The following is a 16,517-nucleotide window of genomic DNA, read 5'->3' as shown; positions in this document are numbered from 1 at the left end:
GGACCGCGGCCTGGTCAGGACCGCGGGCCCCGGTGACTCATTCCGTCGGTTCCTGTACTCGCTCAGGGAGTTCGGCCGCGAGTGCGGCGGCCGCCTGGACGAGGGGAAGAGCGAGCAATGCCCCGGTTCCTTCTCCCACAGTGACGCCGTGGTCCAGTACCGGGTTGAGTGCCATCCGGTCCAGGGCCTTGGCCTGGCCCGGTTCCCCGCTGGCCTGACCGGCCAGCCACCAGTCCGGGGCGCGGAAGGCGGCCCGCTGGGCCACCAGTCCACAGGCCGCCGAGACGACCCCGTCGAGGATGACGGGGGTGCGGCGCACCGCGCACTGGAGCAGGAAACCGGTGATCGCGGCGAAGTCCGCGCCGCCGACGGCGGCGAGCAGCGCGACCTGATCCCCGAGGACGGGCCGGGCGCGTCGCAGCGAGTCGCGGATCGCCGCGCACTTGCGCATCCAGGTCAGGTCGTCCACGGGTACGCCGCCGCGGCCGGTGACCACGGAGGCGTCGGTGCCGCACAGGGCGGCGACGAGCGTCGCGGCGACGGTGGTCCCGCCGACGCTCAGATCTCCGAGCACGATCAGATCGGTCCCGGAGTCGGCTTCCTCGTCGGCGATCTGCATGCCGAGGCGCAGCGCGGCCGAAGCCTCCTCGGCCGTCAGCGCGTCCTCGACGTCGATCCGCCCGCTGCCGCGCCGGACGCGGTGCTTGGTGATCTCCTGAGGCAGCAGATCGGGATCGCAGTCCAGGCCCGCGTCGACGATCCGCACGGAGGCGCCGAGCCGCGCGGCGAGGATGGCCACCGGGCTCTTGCCGTCGAGCACGGCCCGCACCAGCTCGTGGGCGCTGCCTGCGGGCCGTACGGACACCCCCCGGGAGGCGATCCCGTGGTCGGCCGCGAACAGCACGACGCGCGGCCGCTCGATCGGCTTGACCGGCACCTGCCCCTGCGCGGCCGCGAGCCACTCGGCGAGCTCGTCGAGCCGCCCCAGCGCCCCGACCGGTACGGCCAGCCGCTCACGGCGTTCCTCGGCATCACGCCGTACGCCCCCGTCGGGGCGTTCGATCAGATCGGAGAAGTCGTCGAGATTCAGCGTGGTCATCTGCCAGAGAGTACAGCCGAGCCCCCGCATACTCAGCCCCGCCGGCCCTTCCGGTACGGGGCCTGCGGCCCGTCTTGAGCGGGAGTCAGCCCTTGAGGACCACCGGCTGGCCCGCGACCACCAGCAGGACGTGCTCGCACTCGCCCGCGACCCCCGCGTTCAGCCGCCCCAGCTCGTCCCGGAACCGCCGCCCCGAAGCCGTCGCGGGGACCACCCCGGAGCCGACCTCGTTGCTGACGAGCACCACCGGGCGGCGGGCCGCGCGGACCGCCGCCACCAGCTCGCCCATCCGCTCCTCCAGCTCCTTGCGGCCGCCCTCGGCCCAGGCCGCGTCGTCCCAGGCCGACACCCGGTCCATCGCGTCCGTCAGCCACAGCGACAGGCAGTCGACCAGCAGTGGCGGCCCGTCCTCGGCCAGCAGCCCGGCCAGCTCGCAGGTCTCCACCGTCCGCCAGGACGAAGGCCGCCGCTCCCGGTGCAGGCCGACCCGCGCCGCCCACTCCGCGTCGCCCTCCCGGGTGCCGCCCGTGGCCACGTAGACGACCTCCGGGAAGCCGGTCAGCCGGCGCTCCGCCTCGTAGGACTTCCCCGACCGGGCTCCGCCCAGGACCAGGGTCCGGCGCGGCACCCGGGGCAGCGCCCGGTACTCGCCGGTCGCCACCGTCGTGCCGTCCGCCACTGCCCGGGCGCCCAGGGCCGCGCAGCGGCGCTCCAGCTCCGGGCCGGGCGGGGTGTCGTGGTCCAGGTGGACCGCGATCACGTCCGTCGCCGGGCCCACCGCACCGCTCGCCCGCAGCCGGGCCAGCGCCTCCGGGCGGCCGAGCACGTCCGCGAGGACCACGTCGTACGGGCGCCGCGCGCTCGTCCCGTTGCTTCCGGCCGGGGCCCCGCCCGGCGGCAGGTACAGCAGCCGGGCCCCGTCCGGGCCGGTCACCTCGTACCCGGTGCCCGGCGCGTCCATGGCCACCGCCAGCACCCGGTGCCCGGAGATCACCGCGAGCTCCCGCCCGTCCGGCACCCGCCCGGCGGCGGGCAGCCCCGGCGGGAGCTCCACGGCCGGGCCGTCGTGCGGGTGGGTCAGCAGGACCTGCCGTACGCCGGTCAGTGAATGCCCCGCGCGCGCGCCCGCGAGGACGGCTCCCGGGGTCAGGTCGAGCAGCAGCGCCCCGTCGACGAGCACGGCCGTGGCGGCGCGCGCCCGGGGCCCGACGGAGAGCGCGCAGGCGGCGCAGGGACAGCCGGGGCGGGGCAGTCCCTCGGGGGTGCCGGTGCCGAGCAGAGTGAGTTCCACAGGATGATCCTCCCGCGTCGCCGAGAGTGGTGCGCGCCCGGCTAGTCTCTGGGCACACTCAAGACGAGAAGCGTGCGATCAGCGCTCAGCGGACGAGCAACGGAGGCGGACATGGCGTGGACGTGGCGGTTCGAGGCGGCGGACGGCAGTGAGACGAGCCCGTCGGTGGTTCCGGAGGAGTTCACCACGCAGGGGGACGCCGAGTCGTGGATCGGCGAGTACTGGAAGGACCTGCTGGAGGGCGGCACCGAGCAGGTGAAGCTGTCGGACGACAGCGGCGTCCAGCTGTACACGATGAGCCTGCGCGAGGCGGCCGAGCTCTGATCCGGCTCTGATCCGGCTCTGATCCGGCCGGGCCGGCAGCGGATGCGACGGAGCCCGGGTCCGCGAGCGGACCCGGGCTCCGGGCATGTCGGCCGTCTGCGGGGGCTCAGCCCCGTACGCCGCACAGGTGCAGCAGCGCGGCGACCCCGCGGTACGGGTCGGTCCGCCCGGCGCGGTCCTCGGCGGCGAGCAGCCGCTCCAGTTCCGAGTCGTCGGGGAGCCGTTCCCCGGCCTCGGTGCCGTCGGTGAAGACCCGTACGCCGTACCAGGTCTGCAGCGGGGCGCCGATCCCGGACAGGGTGGCCGTCAGCACGGCCAGCCGGTCGGCGCGCACGTCCAGGCCCAGCCGGTTCGTGTAGTCGGTGGTGTCGAAGGCGTCGAGCGCGGCCGTCCAATCGCCGCCGAGGCCGGGCCGCATGGCGAGCGCGTCGCCGTTGCGCACCAGCAGGGACAGCAGTCCGCCGGGGGCCAGCATGCGGGCGAGCCCGGCGAGCATGGCGTCCGGTTCGGGCACGTACATCAGCACGCCGTGGCAGAGCACCACGTCGAAGCTGCCCGGCAGGAAGTGCGCCCCGGTCTCCCGGCCGTCGCCCTCCATGAGGCGGACGCGGTCCTGGATCCCGGCGGGCTCGGCGGCCAGCGCCTCCTGGGCGACGGCCAGCATGGCCGGGTCCTGCTCCAGGCCGGTCACCATGTGTCCGGCGCGGGCCAGGCGCAGCGCCTGGGTGCCCTGACCCATGCCCACGTCGAGGACGCGCAGCCGCTGCCCCACGGGGAAGCGGTGCGCTATCTGCTCGTCGACCTGGCGGCCGACGAGCTCCTGGCGGACGGCGTTGCGGAGCCCGCCCAGGCCCTCAAGCCAGAGCCGGGCTCCGTCCGAGAATCCGCTCAGGGCCGTTCCCCGCGCTTGACCTGCGGCTTGGGCAGGCGCAGCCGGCGCATCTGGAGGGTGCGCATGAGGCCGTACGCGACGGCGCCGCGCTTGGGCTCGTCGGGGAACTTCGTGTTCAGCGCCTTGCGCAGGCGGATGAACAGGCCGACGGAGTCGACGATGATCAGCGCGATCACGCCGAGCCACAGCATCAGCGCGATGTTCTGGATGGACGGCACCCGCACCATGGTGAGCACCAGGATGACCACTGCCAGCGGCAGGAACATCTCGGCCACGGAGAAGCGGGAGTCCACGAAGTCGCGCACGTAGCGGCGTACGGGGCCCTTGTCGCGGGTGGGCAGATAACGCTCGTCGCCATTCGCGAGGGCCTCGCGCTGCTTGGTCATCTCGACCCTGCGGCGTTCACGGGCTCGCTTGGCATCCTCCTTGCGGTTGCCGGTCGAGGCCACCACGGCCTTGCGCTGCGACTGGGCCACAGCACGCTTCGGCGTAGGGCGGCCCTTCGGGGCCTGCGGGTCACGGGGCTGCGAGAGGTCGGCGCTCACCTTGTCGGTGGCGGCGGCCTTCTCTTCCTTGGAGGATCGGCTACCAAACACAAAACCCAAGCGTACGTGGTTGTGGGCACGGGCCCCATCCCGGCCGGGAACGATCCGGCAACGGCGGGCGTCCTTCCTGTTGAGCACCTGTGAGGGGAGCACCTACTCCTTACGCCTGACACGGCGGCGGAGCAGTCGTCCTGGAGGAGGAGCCCATCCGTACTCGAACAGTGCGGTAATAGATGCAGGGCCCGTACTCTGGGTCTTGTTGGTGACCTGGAGCACAGTCCGTCTAGAAGGGGGCGCGCGAAGCCCATGAGCGGTGTCATGAAGCGTATGGGGATGATCTTCCGCGCGAAGGCGAACAAGGCCCTTGACCGGGCCGAGGACCCGCGCGAGACCCTCGACTACTCGTACCAGAAGCAGCTCGAACTGCTTCAGAAGGTGCGCCGCGGAGTCGCCGACGTGGCGACCTCGCGCAAGCGGCTGGAGCTGCAGCTGAACCAGCTCCAGGGCCAGTCCAGCAAGCTGGAGGACCAGGGCCGCAAGGCCCTCGCCCTGGGCCGCGAGGACCTGGCCCGCGAGGCCCTGTCCCGCCGGGCCTCCCTCCAGCAGCAGGTCAGCGACCTGGAGGTGCAGCACCAGACCCTCCAGGGCGAGGAGGAGAAGCTGACGCTGGCCGCGCAGCGCCTCCAGGCCAAGGTGGACGCCTTCCGCACGAAGAAGGAGACCATCAAGGCCACGTACACGGCCGCCCAGGCGCAGACCCGGATCGCCGAGTCCTTCTCCGGCATCTCCGAGGAGATGAGCGACGTCGGCCTCGCCATCCAGCGGGCCGAGGACAAGACGGCCCAGCTGCAGGCCCGCGCCGGCGCGATCGACGAGCTGCTGGCCTCCGGCGCGCTCGACGACCAGAGCGGCCTCGGCTCCAAGGACGACATCCAGGCCGAGCTGGACCGCCTCTCGGGCGGTACGGACGTGGAGCTGGAGATCCAGCGGATGAAGGCCGAGCTGGCGGGCGGACCCTCCGCCCAGCAGCAGGCCATCGAGGGCGGCGCTCCGGGCACCGGCCAGCCGTCGCAGACCCCCCACCGGTTCGACAAGCAGTAGGACGGGGCCCGTCATGATTGTCCGCATCATGGGGGAAGGTCAGGTGAAGCTGGCGGACAGCCACTTCACCAAGCTCAACGAGCTGGACGACGAACTGCTCGCGGAGATGGAGTCCGGCGACGAGGAGGGCTTCCGGCGCACGCTGGGAGCGCTGCTCGACGAGGTGCGGCGGCTCGGCGAGCCGCTCCCGGACGACGCGCTGGAGCCGTCCGAGCTGATCCTGCCCGCGCCGGACGCGACGCTGGACGAGGTCAGGGAGATGCTCAGCGACGACGGCCTGATCCCGGGCTGACGCCAGCGGCTGACGGACGTGGCTGACGGAAGTGACGGAAGGGCCCGCCCCCCTCGGGGAGCGGGCCCTTCCGCCGTTCAGTGCGGCTTCGCGCCGGGGTCGGGCGCGTGCTCCGGGTCCGGGGTCCCGCCGATGAAGTTCTCGAACTTGCGGCGCGGAACCGCCCACCGGCGGTCGTGGTGGAAGGCGCGGAGCCCGGCCTTGGCACGTGCCCTCGGGCGGTTGGCGTAGAACCTCTTCGCGTACGGGGAACCGGGCCGGGCGAGGCGGATCGAGCCGACCAGCGCCACGAAGGGGATGACCGTGCCGAAGAACGCCGTGCGCGGTTTGCCCTTCCACAGGGCGATCAGGGCGAGGAAGAAGTTGGTCGCCGTGTTGATGACGACCAGCCCGCGGCTCTGTTTCTCCTCGGTGGTGAGGTCGTTGACCCCGAAGGGCAGGAACCCGCCCAGCACCAGCGCCACGATCGCGGCCGTCAGGACCACGATCTCCACGCTCTTGCGGCCCTCTTCGCTCCAGTAGACGTCGTCCAGGTGCAGGATCAGCGCGAACTCGTCCAGCACCAGCCCCGCGCCCAGCCCGAAGATGACGGCCGACAGCCCCGCCCCGAAACCGTGCCGGCCGCTGCCGACCGCGCCGAACCCGCCGATGATCACCAGGACCACGCCCGGTACGACGTGGTGGATGTGCAGCCCGCCCGGAGTGACGTTCTTGAACGGCCCCCGCCCCGCCCGGATCAGCCGGGTGATCACGCGGGTCACCAGGAAGGACAGGACGAAGGAGACCAGGGCGAGGAGCAGGGGGAGCTTCCCCGGCTCCATAATGTTTCGATACCACCAGTGACCCATGCCACCACCTCCCGATTTGGGCCGTAATGGGTAACTTACCGTTCTCGGCGAGCGGGTAGCGTTCGCGCCGATGACAGATTCGTACGACGGCCCGCCCCAGACGCCGCCCTCACCGCCCCCACCGCCCCCGGAGCGGGCCTCGCTGCTCGACGGAGTGCGGTTCGCCTTCGGCACGCTCACCGTCCTGCCCGCCCGCATCACCCGCTGGGACCGCCCCGCCGCCCGCACCGGCATGGTCTGCGCCCCGCTCGCCGGACTGGTCGTGGGCGTCCTGGCCGCCGTGCCCGGCGTACTGCTGCTGCTGTCCGGCGGCGGTCCGCTGCTCGCCGCCGCCGTCTCCGTCGCCGTACCGGCGGCCCTGACCCGCGCCCTGCACCTGGACGGCCTCGCCGACACCGTGGACGGACTGGGCAGCGCCAAGCCGGCCGAGGCCGCGCTGCGGATCATGAAGCAGTCCGACATCGGCCCCTTCGGGGTGGTGGCGCTGCTCTTCGTGCTGCTGGTACAGGTCGCCGCCCTGTCCAACGCGTACGCCGACAGCTGGATCCGCGGCGCCCTCGCCACCGTGCTCGCCGCCGTCACCGCCCGGCTCGCCATGACCCTGGCCTCCCGCGCGGGCATCCCGCCGGCCCGACCCGGCGGGCTGGGCGCCGCGGTCGCCGGGGTGGTCCCGCGCGCCTCGGCCGCCGCCATCGCCGCGCTCACCATCGTCCTGGCGGCCGCGGCCACGCTGCCGCTGGGCCTGGGCTCCGCCGCGCAGCACGCGGCGGCGGTCCTGGCCGGCCTGCTCGTGGCCGAGGCCTTGCTCCGCCGCTGTGTCCGGCGGTTCGACGGGGTCACGGGGGACGTGTTCGGAGCCCTGGCCGAGGTGTCGGCGACGGCGGTCCTGGTGGTCCTGGCCCTGGGGTGAGCCCGGGGTGAGCCCGGGGTGAGCCCTGGGGTGACGCCGCCCCCGCACGCGATCCCGCCGCGCGGGGCGACGTAGGGTCGGGTCGTGGAACAGACCCCGCCCCAGACGCATGCCCAGGCCCAGACGCAGACCCCGGACCAGGCCCCGGACCAGGCTCCGGCACCCATCAGGGTGCTGCTCGCCGACGACCAGGCGCTGCTGCGCAGCGCGTTCAAGGTGCTCGTCGACTCGGAGCCCGACATGCGGGTCGTCGGGGAGGCCTCCGACGGGGCGCAGGCCTTCGAGCTGGCGCGCGCCGCCCGCCCCGACGTGGTCCTCATGGACATCCGGATGCCCGGCACCGACGGCCTCGCCGCCACCCGGCTGATCAGCGCCGATCCCGAACTGGCCGGGGTCCGCGTGGTGATGCTGACGACCTTCGAGGTGGACGAGTACGTCGCCGCGGCCCTGCGGGCGGGCGCCTCCGGCTTCCTCGGCAAGGGCGCCGAGCCCGAGGAACTCCTCAACGCCATCCGCGTCGCCGCCGCCGGTGACGCGCTGCTCTCCCCGGCCGCGACCAAGGGGCTCATCGCCACCTTCCTCGCCCAGGGCGGCGGCGACGAGACCCACACCTCCGCCACCGCCGCGGCGCACGCGCAGCGGCTCGCCGCGCTGACCGGACGGGAGCGCGAGGTCCTCGTACTCGTGGCGGCGGGCCTGTCCAACGACGAGATCGCCGGGCGGCTGGAGGTCAGCCCGCTCACCGTCAAGACGCACGTGAACCGGGCCATGGCCAAACTCGGCGCCCGCGACCGTGCCCAATTGGTGGTCATCGCCTACGAATCGGGACTAGTCAGGCCCCGGGCCGAGTAGGCGCAGTAGCTCCGGCTACTGCGGACGCGGTATGCCACGGGCCAGGACGGGACCTGGGGCCGACGCCCGCGCGCCCGCGCGCACGAAAAACTGAGGAGCCTTCGCCTCGTCACTGCAGAGAGATCCTCATACCCATGTTCCGGCTGTCCCGCTTCAGCCTGGCCCAAAGGGCGCTGATCGGCCTCGTGTCGCTCGTCGCGCTCCTCTTCGGTGCCATAGCCATCCCGCAGCTCAAGCAGCAGCTGCTGCCCTCCATCGACCTGCCGATGGTGTCGGTGCTCGCGCCGTACCAGGGCGCCTCGCCCGACGTGGTGGAGAAGCAGGTCGTCGAACCGATCGAGGCCACCCTCAAGGGCGTCGACGGAATCACCGGCATCACCTCCACCGCCAGCGAGGGCAACGCCCTCATCATGGCGACCTTCGACTACGGCGACACCGGCACCAAGCAGCTCGTCGCCGACGTCCAGCAGGCCGTCAACCGGGCCCGCGTCCGGCTGCCCTCCGAGGTGGACCCGCAGGTGGTCGCCGGCTCCACCGACGACATGCCGACCGTGGTCCTCGCCGTCACCTCCGACAAGGACCAGCAGGCCCTCGCCGACCAGCTGAACAAGTCGGTCGTCCCCGTCCTCCAGGACATCGCGGGCGTCCGCCAGGTCACCGTCAACGGAGTCCAGGACCTCCAGGTCACGGTCACCCCGGACGCAGGCAAGCTCGCCGCCGCCGGCATCGACGGACAGGCCCTCGCCCAGGGCCTCCAGGCGGGCGGCGCCACCGTCCCCGCCGGCTCCTTCGACGAGGCGGGCAAGAACCGCACCGTACGCGTCGGTTCGGGCTACACCTCGCTCGCCCAGCTCGAAGACCTGCGCCTCACCGCCGGACCCGGCAAGCCGGCCGTCCGCCTCGGTGACGTGGCGAGCGTGAAGCAGGAGCCCGCCAAGGCCGTCTCCATCACCCGCACCAACGGCAAGCCCAGCCTCTCCCTCGTCCTGACCATGGACAAGGACGGCAGCGCCGTCGCCATCTCGGACGCCGTCAAGGACAAGCTGCCCGAGCTGCGTTCCACCCTCGGCTCCGGCGCCGCGCTGACCGTGGTCAGCGACCAGGGCCCGGCCGTCGCCAAGTCCATCTCGGGCCTGACCACCGAGGGCCTGCTCGGCCTGGTCTTCGCGGTGATCGTGATCCTGGTCTTCCTCGGCTCGCTGCGCTCGACGCTGGTCACCGCGGTCTCCATCCCGCTGTCCGTGGTCCTCGCGCTGATCGTGCTGTGGACCCGCGACCTCTCCCTCAACATGCTGACGCTGGGCGCGCTCACCATCGCCATCGGCCGGGTCGTCGACGACTCGATCGTGGTCCTGGAGAACATCAAGCGCCACCTCGGCTACGGCGAGGAGCGCGAGACCGCGATCATCACCGCGGTCAAGGAGGTGGCCGGCGCGGTCACCTCCTCCACCCTCACCACCGTCGCCGTCTTCCTGCCGATCGCCTTCGTCGGCGGCATGGTCGGCGAGTTCTTCGGTCCGTTCTCCATCACCGTCGCCGCGTCCCTGCTGGCCTCGCTGATCGTCTCCCTGACCGTGGTGCCGGTGCTCTCGTACTGGTTCCTGCGCGCCCCCAAGGGCGTGAGCGCCGGGGACGCGGCGAGCGCCGAGAAGGCGCGCCGCGAGGCCGAGGAGAAGGAGTCGCGCAGCAAGCTCCAGCGGTTCTACGTACGGGCGCTGGGCCTGGTCACCCGCCGCAGGATCACCACCCTGGTCGTGGCCGTGGTGGTGCTCGTCGCGACGCTGGGCATGACCCCGCTGCTCAAGACGAACTTCTTCGACCAGGGCGCCCAGGAAGTCCTGACCGTCAAGCAGCAGCTGGCCCCCGGCACCTCGCTGGCCGCCGCCGACGAGGCGAGCCACAAGGTGGAGAAGGCCCTGGCGCAGACCGAGGGGGCCAAGGACTACCAGGTCACCGTCGGCTCCTCCGGGTTCATGGCCGCCTTCGGCGGTGGTACGGGCTCCAACCAGGCCTCGTACCAGGTCACCCTGAAGAACTCGAAGGATTCCGACGCGGTCAAGAAGCGCATCCAGAGCACCCTCAAGGGCCTCGACGGCATCGGCGACACCAGCATCTCGGCGGGCGGCGGCTTCGGCAGCCAGAACCTCAGCGTCGTGGTCAAGGCCGGTGACGCGGGCGTCCTGGCCAAGGCCGCCGAGCAGGTCCGCGGCGAGGTGGCCACCCTCAAGGACGTCACCGACGTCCAGAGCGACCTGTCCCAGTCCGTGCCCCGGATCTCGGTCACCGCCACCCCCAAGGCCGCGGAACTCGGCATCAGCCAGGCCGCGCTCGGCGGGATCGTCGCCCAGGCCGTACGGGGCAACCCGGCGGGCAAGGCCGTACTGGACGACACCGAGCGGGACATCGTCATCAAGTCCGCGCAGCCGGCCACCACCCTGGCCCAGCTGCAGGCGCTGCCGGTCGGTCCGGTCAAGCTCGGCGACATCGCCGAGGTCAAGGAGGTCGCCGGCCCGGTCGCGATGACCCGGATCGACGGCGCCCGCGCCGCCACCATCACCGCGAAGCCGGTCGGCGACAACACCGGCGCGGTGAGCAGCGCGCTCCAGACGAAGATCAAGGCCCTGGACCTGCCCGCGGGCGCCACCGCCACCATCGGCGGCGTCGGACAGGACCAGAGCAAGGCCTTCGGAGACCTGGGCCTGGCCATGCTGGCGGCCATCGCGATCGTCTTCATGCTGCTGGTGGCGACGTTCCGCTCGCTCGTCCAGCCGTTGATCCTGCTGGTCTCCATCCCCTTCGCGGCCACCGGCGCCCTCGGCCTGCTCCTGGTCACCGGCACCCCGCTGGGCGTTCCGGCGATGATCGGCATGCTGATGCTCATCGGCATCGTCGTGACCAACGCGATCGTCCTGATCGACCTGGTCAACCAGTACCGCGCCCAGGGCCTCGGCGTGGTCGAGGCGGTCATCGAGGGCGGCCGCCACCGGCTGCGCCCGATCCTGATGACGGCACTGGCGACGATCTTCGCGCTGCTCCCGATGGCGCTGGGCGTCACGGGCGAGGGCGGCTTCATCTCGCAGCCGCTCGCGGTGGTCGTCATCGGCGGCCTGATCAGCTCCACCCTGCTGACGCTGCTCCTGGTGCCGACGCTCTACACGATGTTCGAGCTCTTCAAGGAGCGCCGCCGCGTGAAGAAGACGGCCCGCCTGACCGTGGTCCCGTCCCCGTCCACCCCGGCGGACTCGACGGACGAGACCCCGGTCAAGGTCTGACCCCGGTAGGGCCCCGTCCAACGCCGAAGGGCCGCTCCTCCGTCTGGAGGGGCGGCCCTTCGGGCGTGTACGGGGCTTCGCGCGGCCCGAGAGGCTCCAGCCGCTCCAGCCGCTCCAGCCGCGACAGCCCGCTACAGCGCGAGCATGCGCTCCAGGGCCAGCTTGGCGAAGCTCTCGGTCTCCTTGTCGACCTGGATCTGGTTCACGAGGTTGCCCTCGGCCAGGGACTCCAGGGTCCACACCAGGTGGGGGAGGTCGATGCGGTTCATCGTCGAGCAGAAGCAGACCGTCTTGTCGAGGAAGACGACCTCCTTGTCCTCCGCGGCGAAACGGTTGGCCAGGCGCTGTACGAGGTTCAGCTCGGTGCCGATGGCCCACTTGGAGCCGGCCGGGGCCGCCTCCAGCGCCTTGATGATGTACTCCGTGGAGCCGACGTAGTCCGCGGCCGCCACCACCTCGTGCTTGCACTCGGGGTGGACCAGGACGTTGACGCCGGGGATGCGGGCGCGCACGTCGTTGACGGAGTCCACCGAGAAGCGGCCGTGTACGGAGCAGTGACCGCGCCACAGGATCATCTTGGCGTTCCGGAGCTGCTCGACGGTCAGGCCGCCGTTCGGCTTGTGCGGGTTGTAGAGCACGCAGTCGTCCAGGGACATGCCCATGTCGCGGACGGCCGTGTTGCGGCCCAGGTGTTGGTCCGGCAGGAAGAGCACCTTCTCGCCCTGCTCGAACGCCCACTCCAGGGCCTTCTTGGCGTTGGACGACGTACAGATCGTGCCGCCGTGCTTGCCGGTGAAGGCCTTGATGTCGGCCGAGGAGTTCATGTACGAGACGGGCACCGTGGTGCCGGCGATACCGGCCTCGGTCAGCACGTCCCAGCACTCCGCGACCTGCTCGGCGGTGGCCATGTCGGCCATCGAGCAGCCCGCGGCGAGGTCGGGCAGGACGACCTTCTGGTCGTCCGAGGTGAGGATGTCCGCGGACTCCGCCATGAAGTGGACGCCGCAGAAGACGATGTACTCGGCCTCCGGCTTGGCGGCCGCGTCCTTGGCGAGCTTGAACGAGTCGCCGGTGACGTCGGCGAACTCGATGACCTCGTCGCGCTGGTAGTGGTGGCCGAGGATGAAGACCTTGTCCCCGAGCTTCTCCTTGGCCGCGCGGGCGCGCGCCACCAGGTCCGGGTCCGACGGCGACGGCAGGTCGCCGGGGCACTCCACCCCGCGTTCGCTCTTGGGGTCGGCTTCGCGGCCGAGCAGCAGCAGGGCGAGGGGCGTCGGCTGGACGTCCAAAGGCTGGTTGTCCAAAGGCTGGGCGGTGGTCACGACACGCACCCTTTCTGTTCTGCGACAAGGGACTTCTGAAGCCATCGGCTTCGACTTCTCGTCTATTTGACGCTATCTATCATAGCTGCTTCACGTCACTTTGACGATGCCGATAGTGTCGATGTGACGCATTCGCCCGCCCCCGGCCTGCCCCGGTACGGCTCGCCTCCTCGCGCGGTGTGCGAGCATGGAATTTCTGAAACAAGCGTCGGGTCCCGGAATGAAACCGCGGTCCCGCTCGTTGCCACCGACGGCAAGAGTCCGACGTTTCCCCGCCTTGGAGTGGGGAGCCGCCCACTTCGGGAGTGAATGCAGATGTCCGTACAGGACGAAAAGACCACTGTGAGCGACGGCATCCTCCTGTCCGACGCCGCCGCCGAGAAGGTCAGGACCCTGCTTGAGCAGGAAGGCCGCGAGGACCTGGCGCTGCGCGTCGCCGTTCAGCCCGGCGGCTGCTCGGGCCTGCGCTACCAGCTCTTCTTCGACGAGCGCTCCCTCGACGGCGACGTCGTGAAGGACTTCGACGGCGTCAAGGTCGTCACCGACCGGATGAGCTCCCCGTACCTCCACGGCGCGTCCATCGACTTCGTCGACACCATCGAGAAGCAGGGCTTCACGATCGACAACCCCAACGCCACGGGCTCCTGCGCCTGCGGCGACTCCTTCAGCTAAGCCTGTAGGACGACGAGAGGGGCCCGGCGGGTCGGATACGACCGCCGGGCCCCTCTCGCATGCGCTGCCGCCTCCTACGCGCGGGGGATCGGCTTGCCCGTCGTGGCGTCGATCACCTTCCGGTCGCCGAGCGGCTGCTGGAGCCTGGCCGTCAGCGTCATCTCCTGCGCGAGCATGATGCAGGCCTGACCCGGCTTGTTCGGCGTGTCGGTGATCTTCACCATGACCGACTCGGGCTGCTCCCGGACCTCCAGGGCGTACGTGCTGCACACCCCGCCCCAGAAGTTCACGGTCAGGGTCCGGTCGGCCTCGGAGTACGAGAACCCGGGCACCGTGAGCGTCTTCCCGGCCGGAGGCGCGGGAGTCGCCGTGCCCGGCCCGGTGTCCTCGGCCAGGGCCGCCGGCTGGGCCACCGTGCGGCCCGGACCACCGGCCTTGCCCGCCACCTCGAACAGCCAGGCCGGAACCAGGCCCCGGCCCCCGTCGACCGTCCCCGGAACCAGCCCGAGCACGGCGCCCCGTACCGACTCCGTGCGCGGAGGCTTCATCGGGCGGGGCTCCGGGTTGCACGGCGGCGTGTCCGTCGCGCCGACCGCGGTGTCCGGAGCCAGCGGGACGCTCGTGGCGCAGCCGCTGGGGCCGGGGCCCGTGCCGTCCGAAGCGCCCGCGGACCTCTTGTTCAGCCGGGCCAGCGCCTCCACGGCGCCGATCACCGGCTGCTCGGCGGCCCGTACGGGGGCCGTCAGCTCGCCGCTGCCCGACACCACCCGGGAGTCCGCCCCGACGCCGACCTTGGTGGACCAGCCCTGCGTGGGGAGCCCGCCCACCACCGGGTCGGCGCTCACCACGCGCACCGAGCCCTGGACGAGCCGGGCGTCCAGCTTGGCGCCGCTCTGGCCGACGGCCGCCAGTACGGGCGCCGCGGCGGCCTTGGCTGCCTCCTCGGAGAGGGGCTTCCCGGCTACCTGGTCCTTGCCCTGATCCTTGCCCGGGTCCTCGGGGAGGGTGGCCGGGCCGCAGGTGTCCTTGCCGCGCACGCAGTCGTCCCCGGCGCCGCCCACCTGGAAGCGGGAGAAGGTCCAGGTGCCGGGGGCCTTGCTGTTCACCGTGAGCCGGGGCCCGGAACCGTCGGCGGTCTCCCCGACCTGCCAGAGCTCCCCGATCCGGCGCGGCGCGCCGGAGAGGCCGAGGGCCGCCGCCAGGCGGGCCACGTCGGCGGAGGCCACCTCGCCGCTCGCGGCGAAGGCGGGCGCGGTGGCCGGGCCGTCGGGGAGCTTGACGTCCGCCGCGTAGGTGACCCCGCCGCCGGAGGGATCGGGCTCGCCGACCGCGATGCCGGGACCGGGCGGAGTGGGTGCGGCCCGATCGGAAGCCGCGCGGGGCGCGGAGGCCGCGGTGGAACCCGTACGGCCCTCACCGTGAGCGGTCGAGGCCCAGTACGCGGTGCCGCCGCCCGTGACGAGGACCGCGGCCGCGATCGCGCCGACGGCCCAGGCCGGCCGCCGCCGCGTGGCCTGTGGTGTATCGGATGTGCCCGGTTGTTCGCTGGTCACCGCATCGCTCCTTCGCCCGTCCCGCCGGTGGTGATGCGGATGTGACGGAACAGACGCGGATCCGGTTCCCCCGGGCCCTGCCCGTCTCTCAGTCCCCGTAGACGGCGGTGGAGGCGATCAGCCGGGCCGAGGCCGCCGGGACGCGGATCCCGTGGATCTGGGAGGGCGCCACCCGGTCCGGACGGGGGTCCGCGGGGACCGTCCAGTGCGGGGCCATCCGCGCGCAATCGCCCAGCAGCCGTGCGAAACCGGGACGGGCGTCGGCGGTGTTCTGAGCCGTCTCGGAGTACCCGAAGCCATCGGTATAGGTCATGTGGGCACCGTAGACAGGTCACCGCGGGTGAAGAAAGCCCTACTACGGGGTAGTTTCAGCCGGTCGGTCAACCGCTGCCGACCGGGTAGTTTTGACTGTCACCCTTGCCCTCCCGAGCAGGAGCATTCACCCCGTGCGCATCGCAGTCACCGGCTCCATCGCCACCGACCACCTCATGACCTTCCCCGGCCGCTTCGCCGACCAGTTGGTCGCGGATCAGCTGCACACGGTCTCCCTCTCCTTCCTCGTCGACAACCTCGACGTCCGCCGGGGAGGCGTCGGCCCGAACATCTGCTTCGGCATGGGCCAGCTCGGCTCCCGCCCGATCCTCGTCGGCGCGGCCGGCTACGACTTCGACGAGTACCGCTCCTGGCTGGAGCGGCACGGAGTCGACACCGACTCCGTGCGCATCTCCGAGGTGCTGCACACCGCGCGCTTCGTCTGCACCACGGACGCCGACCACAACCAGATCGGCTCCTTCTACACGGGCGCGATGAGCGAGGCCCGCCTGATCGAGCTGAAGGCGGTCGCGGACCGCGTCGGCGGCCTCGACCTCGTCCTGATCGGCGCGGACGACCCCGAGGCGATGCTCCGCCACACGGAGGAGTGCCGGACGCGGGAGATCCCCTTCGCGGCGGACTTCTCGCAGCAGATCGCCCGTATGGACGGCGAGAACATCCGCACCCTGATGGAGGGCGCGACGTACCTCTTCTCGAACGAGTACGAGAAGGGCCTCATCGAGTCGAAGTCCGGCTGGACCGACGCGGAGATCCTGGCGAAGGTCGGCACGCGCGTCACCACGCTGGGCTCGAACGGCGTCCGCATCGACCGGGTCGGCCACGAGCCGATCATCGTCGGCTGCCCGGAGGAGACCGCGAAGGTGGACCCGACGGGCGTCGGCGACGCGTTCCGCGCCGGTTTCCTGACGGGTCTGGGTTGGGGCGTCGGCCTGGAGCGGGCGGCGCAGGTCGGCTGCATGCTGGCGACGCTGGTCATCGAGACGCTGGGCACGCAGGAGTACACCCTGGCCCGTGCGCACTTCATGGAGCGCTTCACGAAGGCCTATGGCGAGCCGGCCGCGGCGCAGGTCCGCGCCCACCTGCCCGCGTAGCCGTCGGGGCTGAAAGATCGCCTCAAACGCCGGCGGGGGGGGGGGAGATAAGCCCCCCACCCGCGGGTGGGGGCGGGGGCCCCCCCCCGGGAGCGGGCGGGGGGGGGGGGGGGCGGCGCG

Annotated in this window: 16 protein-coding genes; 8 read left to right on the top strand and 8 right to left on the bottom strand. The window is 72.0% G+C overall.

Translation table 11 applies throughout. The annotated features are described in order from the left end of the window. Nucleotides 1-37: 37 nt before the first annotated feature. Together cobT and ACFXDJ_RS12720 are read right to left on the bottom strand one after the other, a co-directional pair. Nucleotides 38-1,099: a nicotinate-nucleotide--dimethylbenzimidazole phosphoribosyltransferase gene (cobT, locus tag ACFXDJ_RS12725; RefSeq protein ID WP_384659146.1), complete on the bottom strand. Its 1,062-nt coding sequence runs from the start codon at nt 1,097-1,099 to the stop codon at nt 38-40. 85 nt (nt 1,100-1,184) lie between these two features. Further along, nucleotides 1,185-2,390 carry a bifunctional adenosylcobinamide kinase/adenosylcobinamide-phosphate guanylyltransferase gene (locus ACFXDJ_RS12720; protein ID WP_384659149.1) on the bottom strand — a complete coding sequence of 402 codons (1,206 nt, stop codon included), beginning with the start codon at nt 2,388-2,390 and terminating at the stop codon, nt 1,185-1,187. A gap of 111 nt (nt 2,391-2,501) precedes the next feature. Here ACFXDJ_RS12720 and ACFXDJ_RS12715 point away from each other — a divergent pair, with 111 nt between their 5' ends. After that, the gene (locus ACFXDJ_RS12715) at nt 2,502-2,714 is read left to right on the top strand and encodes a hypothetical protein (protein ID WP_384659152.1); all 213 of its coding nucleotides are present in this window, start codon (nt 2,502-2,504) and stop codon (nt 2,712-2,714) included. 106 nt (nt 2,715-2,820) lie between these two features. On the opposite strand, the gene ACFXDJ_RS12710 is transcribed toward ACFXDJ_RS12715, so the two are convergent. Continuing rightward, nucleotides 2,821-3,564 carry a class I SAM-dependent methyltransferase gene (locus tag ACFXDJ_RS12710; protein WP_384659171.1) on the bottom strand — a complete coding sequence of 248 codons (744 nt, stop codon included), beginning with the start codon at nt 3,562-3,564 and terminating at the stop codon, nt 2,821-2,823. Between the two features lie 38 nt (nt 3,565-3,602). Continuing rightward, nucleotides 3,603-4,211 carry a DUF3043 domain-containing protein gene (locus ACFXDJ_RS12705; protein WP_384659155.1) on the bottom strand — a complete coding sequence of 203 codons (609 nt, stop codon included), beginning with the start codon at nt 4,209-4,211 and terminating at the stop codon, nt 3,603-3,605. A 246-nt stretch (nt 4,212-4,457) separates the two neighbouring features. Between ACFXDJ_RS12705 and ACFXDJ_RS12700 the strand changes: the two genes are divergently transcribed. Together ACFXDJ_RS12700 and ACFXDJ_RS12695 are read left to right on the top strand one after the other, a co-directional pair. Then, nucleotides 4,458-5,252 (top strand): PspA/IM30 family protein, encoded by a 795-nt coding sequence (locus ACFXDJ_RS12700; RefSeq protein ID WP_384659158.1) that lies wholly within the window; start codon nt 4,458-4,460, stop codon nt 5,250-5,252. A gap of 13 nt (nt 5,253-5,265) precedes the next feature. Continuing rightward, nucleotides 5,266-5,544, top strand: a complete 279-nt coding sequence (locus tag ACFXDJ_RS12695) for a hypothetical protein (RefSeq protein ID WP_384659160.1) — start codon at nt 5,266-5,268, stop codon at nt 5,542-5,544. Between the two features lie 77 nt (nt 5,545-5,621). Here the strand turns inward: ACFXDJ_RS12695 and ACFXDJ_RS12690 are convergent, their stop codons facing one another. After that, nucleotides 5,622-6,392, bottom strand: coding sequence for a hypothetical protein (locus ACFXDJ_RS12690; protein WP_384659163.1), 771 nt, complete (start codon nt 6,390-6,392; stop codon nt 5,622-5,624). Nucleotides 6,393-6,462: 70 nt separating this feature from the next. Here ACFXDJ_RS12690 and ACFXDJ_RS12685 point away from each other — a divergent pair, with 70 nt between their 5' ends. The 3 genes from ACFXDJ_RS12685 to ACFXDJ_RS12675 all read left to right on the top strand — a co-directional run bounded on the left by ACFXDJ_RS12685 (nt 6,463) and on the right by ACFXDJ_RS12675 (nt 11,426). Further along, nucleotides 6,463-7,302 (top strand): adenosylcobinamide-GDP ribazoletransferase, encoded by an 840-nt coding sequence (locus ACFXDJ_RS12685; RefSeq protein WP_384848999.1) that lies wholly within the window; start codon nt 6,463-6,465, stop codon nt 7,300-7,302. Between the two features lie 165 nt (nt 7,303-7,467). Continuing rightward, nucleotides 7,468-8,154 carry a response regulator gene (locus ACFXDJ_RS12680; RefSeq protein ID WP_384659174.1) on the top strand — a complete coding sequence of 229 codons (687 nt, stop codon included), beginning with the start codon at nt 7,468-7,470 and terminating at the stop codon, nt 8,152-8,154. 134 nt (nt 8,155-8,288) lie between these two features. Then, complete coding sequence (locus ACFXDJ_RS12675; RefSeq protein WP_384848996.1) at nt 8,289-11,426, top strand: efflux RND transporter permease subunit; 3,138 nt, start codon at nt 8,289-8,291, stop codon at nt 11,424-11,426. 131 nt (nt 11,427-11,557) lie between these two features. Here ACFXDJ_RS12675 and nadA read toward each other — a convergent pair whose 3' ends face one another. Then, entirely contained in the window at nt 11,558-12,757 is a 1,200-nt protein-coding gene (gene nadA / locus ACFXDJ_RS12670) for a quinolinate synthase NadA (protein WP_384663078.1), read from the bottom strand. 306 nt (nt 12,758-13,063) lie between these two features. On the opposite strand from nadA, the gene erpA reads away from it, so the two are divergent. Further along, nucleotides 13,064-13,420 carry an iron-sulfur cluster insertion protein ErpA gene (erpA, locus tag ACFXDJ_RS12665; RefSeq protein WP_214949940.1) on the top strand — a complete coding sequence of 119 codons (357 nt, stop codon included), beginning with the start codon at nt 13,064-13,066 and terminating at the stop codon, nt 13,418-13,420. Between the two features lie 74 nt (nt 13,421-13,494). Here the strand turns inward: erpA and ACFXDJ_RS12660 are convergent, their stop codons facing one another. Together ACFXDJ_RS12660 and ACFXDJ_RS12655 are read right to left on the bottom strand one after the other, a co-directional pair. Further along, nucleotides 13,495-14,973, bottom strand: a complete 1,479-nt coding sequence (locus ACFXDJ_RS12660) for a hypothetical protein (RefSeq protein WP_384663080.1) — start codon at nt 14,971-14,973, stop codon at nt 13,495-13,497. An 88-nt stretch (nt 14,974-15,061) separates the two neighbouring features. Continuing rightward, nucleotides 15,062-15,286: a hypothetical protein gene (locus tag ACFXDJ_RS12655; RefSeq protein WP_384663082.1), complete on the bottom strand. Its 225-nt coding sequence runs from the start codon at nt 15,284-15,286 to the stop codon at nt 15,062-15,064. A 133-nt stretch (nt 15,287-15,419) separates the two neighbouring features. On the opposite strand from ACFXDJ_RS12655, the gene ACFXDJ_RS12650 reads away from it, so the two are divergent. Then, on the top strand, nt 15,420-16,397 hold the full coding sequence (locus ACFXDJ_RS12650) for a carbohydrate kinase family protein (RefSeq protein WP_384848993.1): 978 nt from the start codon (nt 15,420-15,422) through the stop codon (nt 16,395-16,397). Nucleotides 16,398-16,517: the final 120 nt, after the last annotated feature.

Source organism: Streptomyces sp. NPDC059443 (assembly GCF_042750105.1).
GTDB lineage: Bacteria > Actinomycetota > Actinomycetes > Streptomycetales > Streptomycetaceae > Streptomyces.
Note: the sequence above shows the minus strand (reverse complement) of the source record. Positions and strands in the feature narration are given on the sequence as shown.

Excerpts from the sequence above, each read along its gene's own strand:
- ACFXDJ_RS12685 (WP_384848999.1), top strand. The coding sequence starts at position 6,463 with ATGACAGATTCGTACGACGGCCCGCCCCAGACGCCGCCCTCACCGCCC.
- ACFXDJ_RS12655 (WP_384663082.1), bottom strand. The coding sequence starts at position 15,286 with ATGACCTATACCGATGGCTTCGGGTACTCCGAGACGGCTCAGAACACC.
- ACFXDJ_RS12700 (WP_384659158.1), top strand. The coding sequence starts at position 4,458 with ATGAGCGGTGTCATGAAGCGTATGGGGATGATCTTCCGCGCGAAGGCG.
- ACFXDJ_RS12690 (WP_384659163.1), bottom strand. The coding sequence starts at position 6,392 with ATGGGTCACTGGTGGTATCGAAACATTATGGAGCCGGGGAAGCTCCCC.
- cobT (WP_384659146.1), bottom strand. The coding sequence starts at position 1,099 with ATGACCACGCTGAATCTCGACGACTTCTCCGATCTGATCGAACGCCCC.
- ACFXDJ_RS12695 (WP_384659160.1), top strand. The coding sequence starts at position 5,266 with ATGATTGTCCGCATCATGGGGGAAGGTCAGGTGAAGCTGGCGGACAGC.
- ACFXDJ_RS12715 (WP_384659152.1), top strand. The coding sequence starts at position 2,502 with ATGGCGTGGACGTGGCGGTTCGAGGCGGCGGACGGCAGTGAGACGAGC.
- erpA (WP_214949940.1), top strand. The coding sequence starts at position 13,064 with ATGTCCGTACAGGACGAAAAGACCACTGTGAGCGACGGCATCCTCCTG.
- ACFXDJ_RS12675 (WP_384848996.1), top strand. The coding sequence starts at position 8,289 with ATGTTCCGGCTGTCCCGCTTCAGCCTGGCCCAAAGGGCGCTGATCGGC.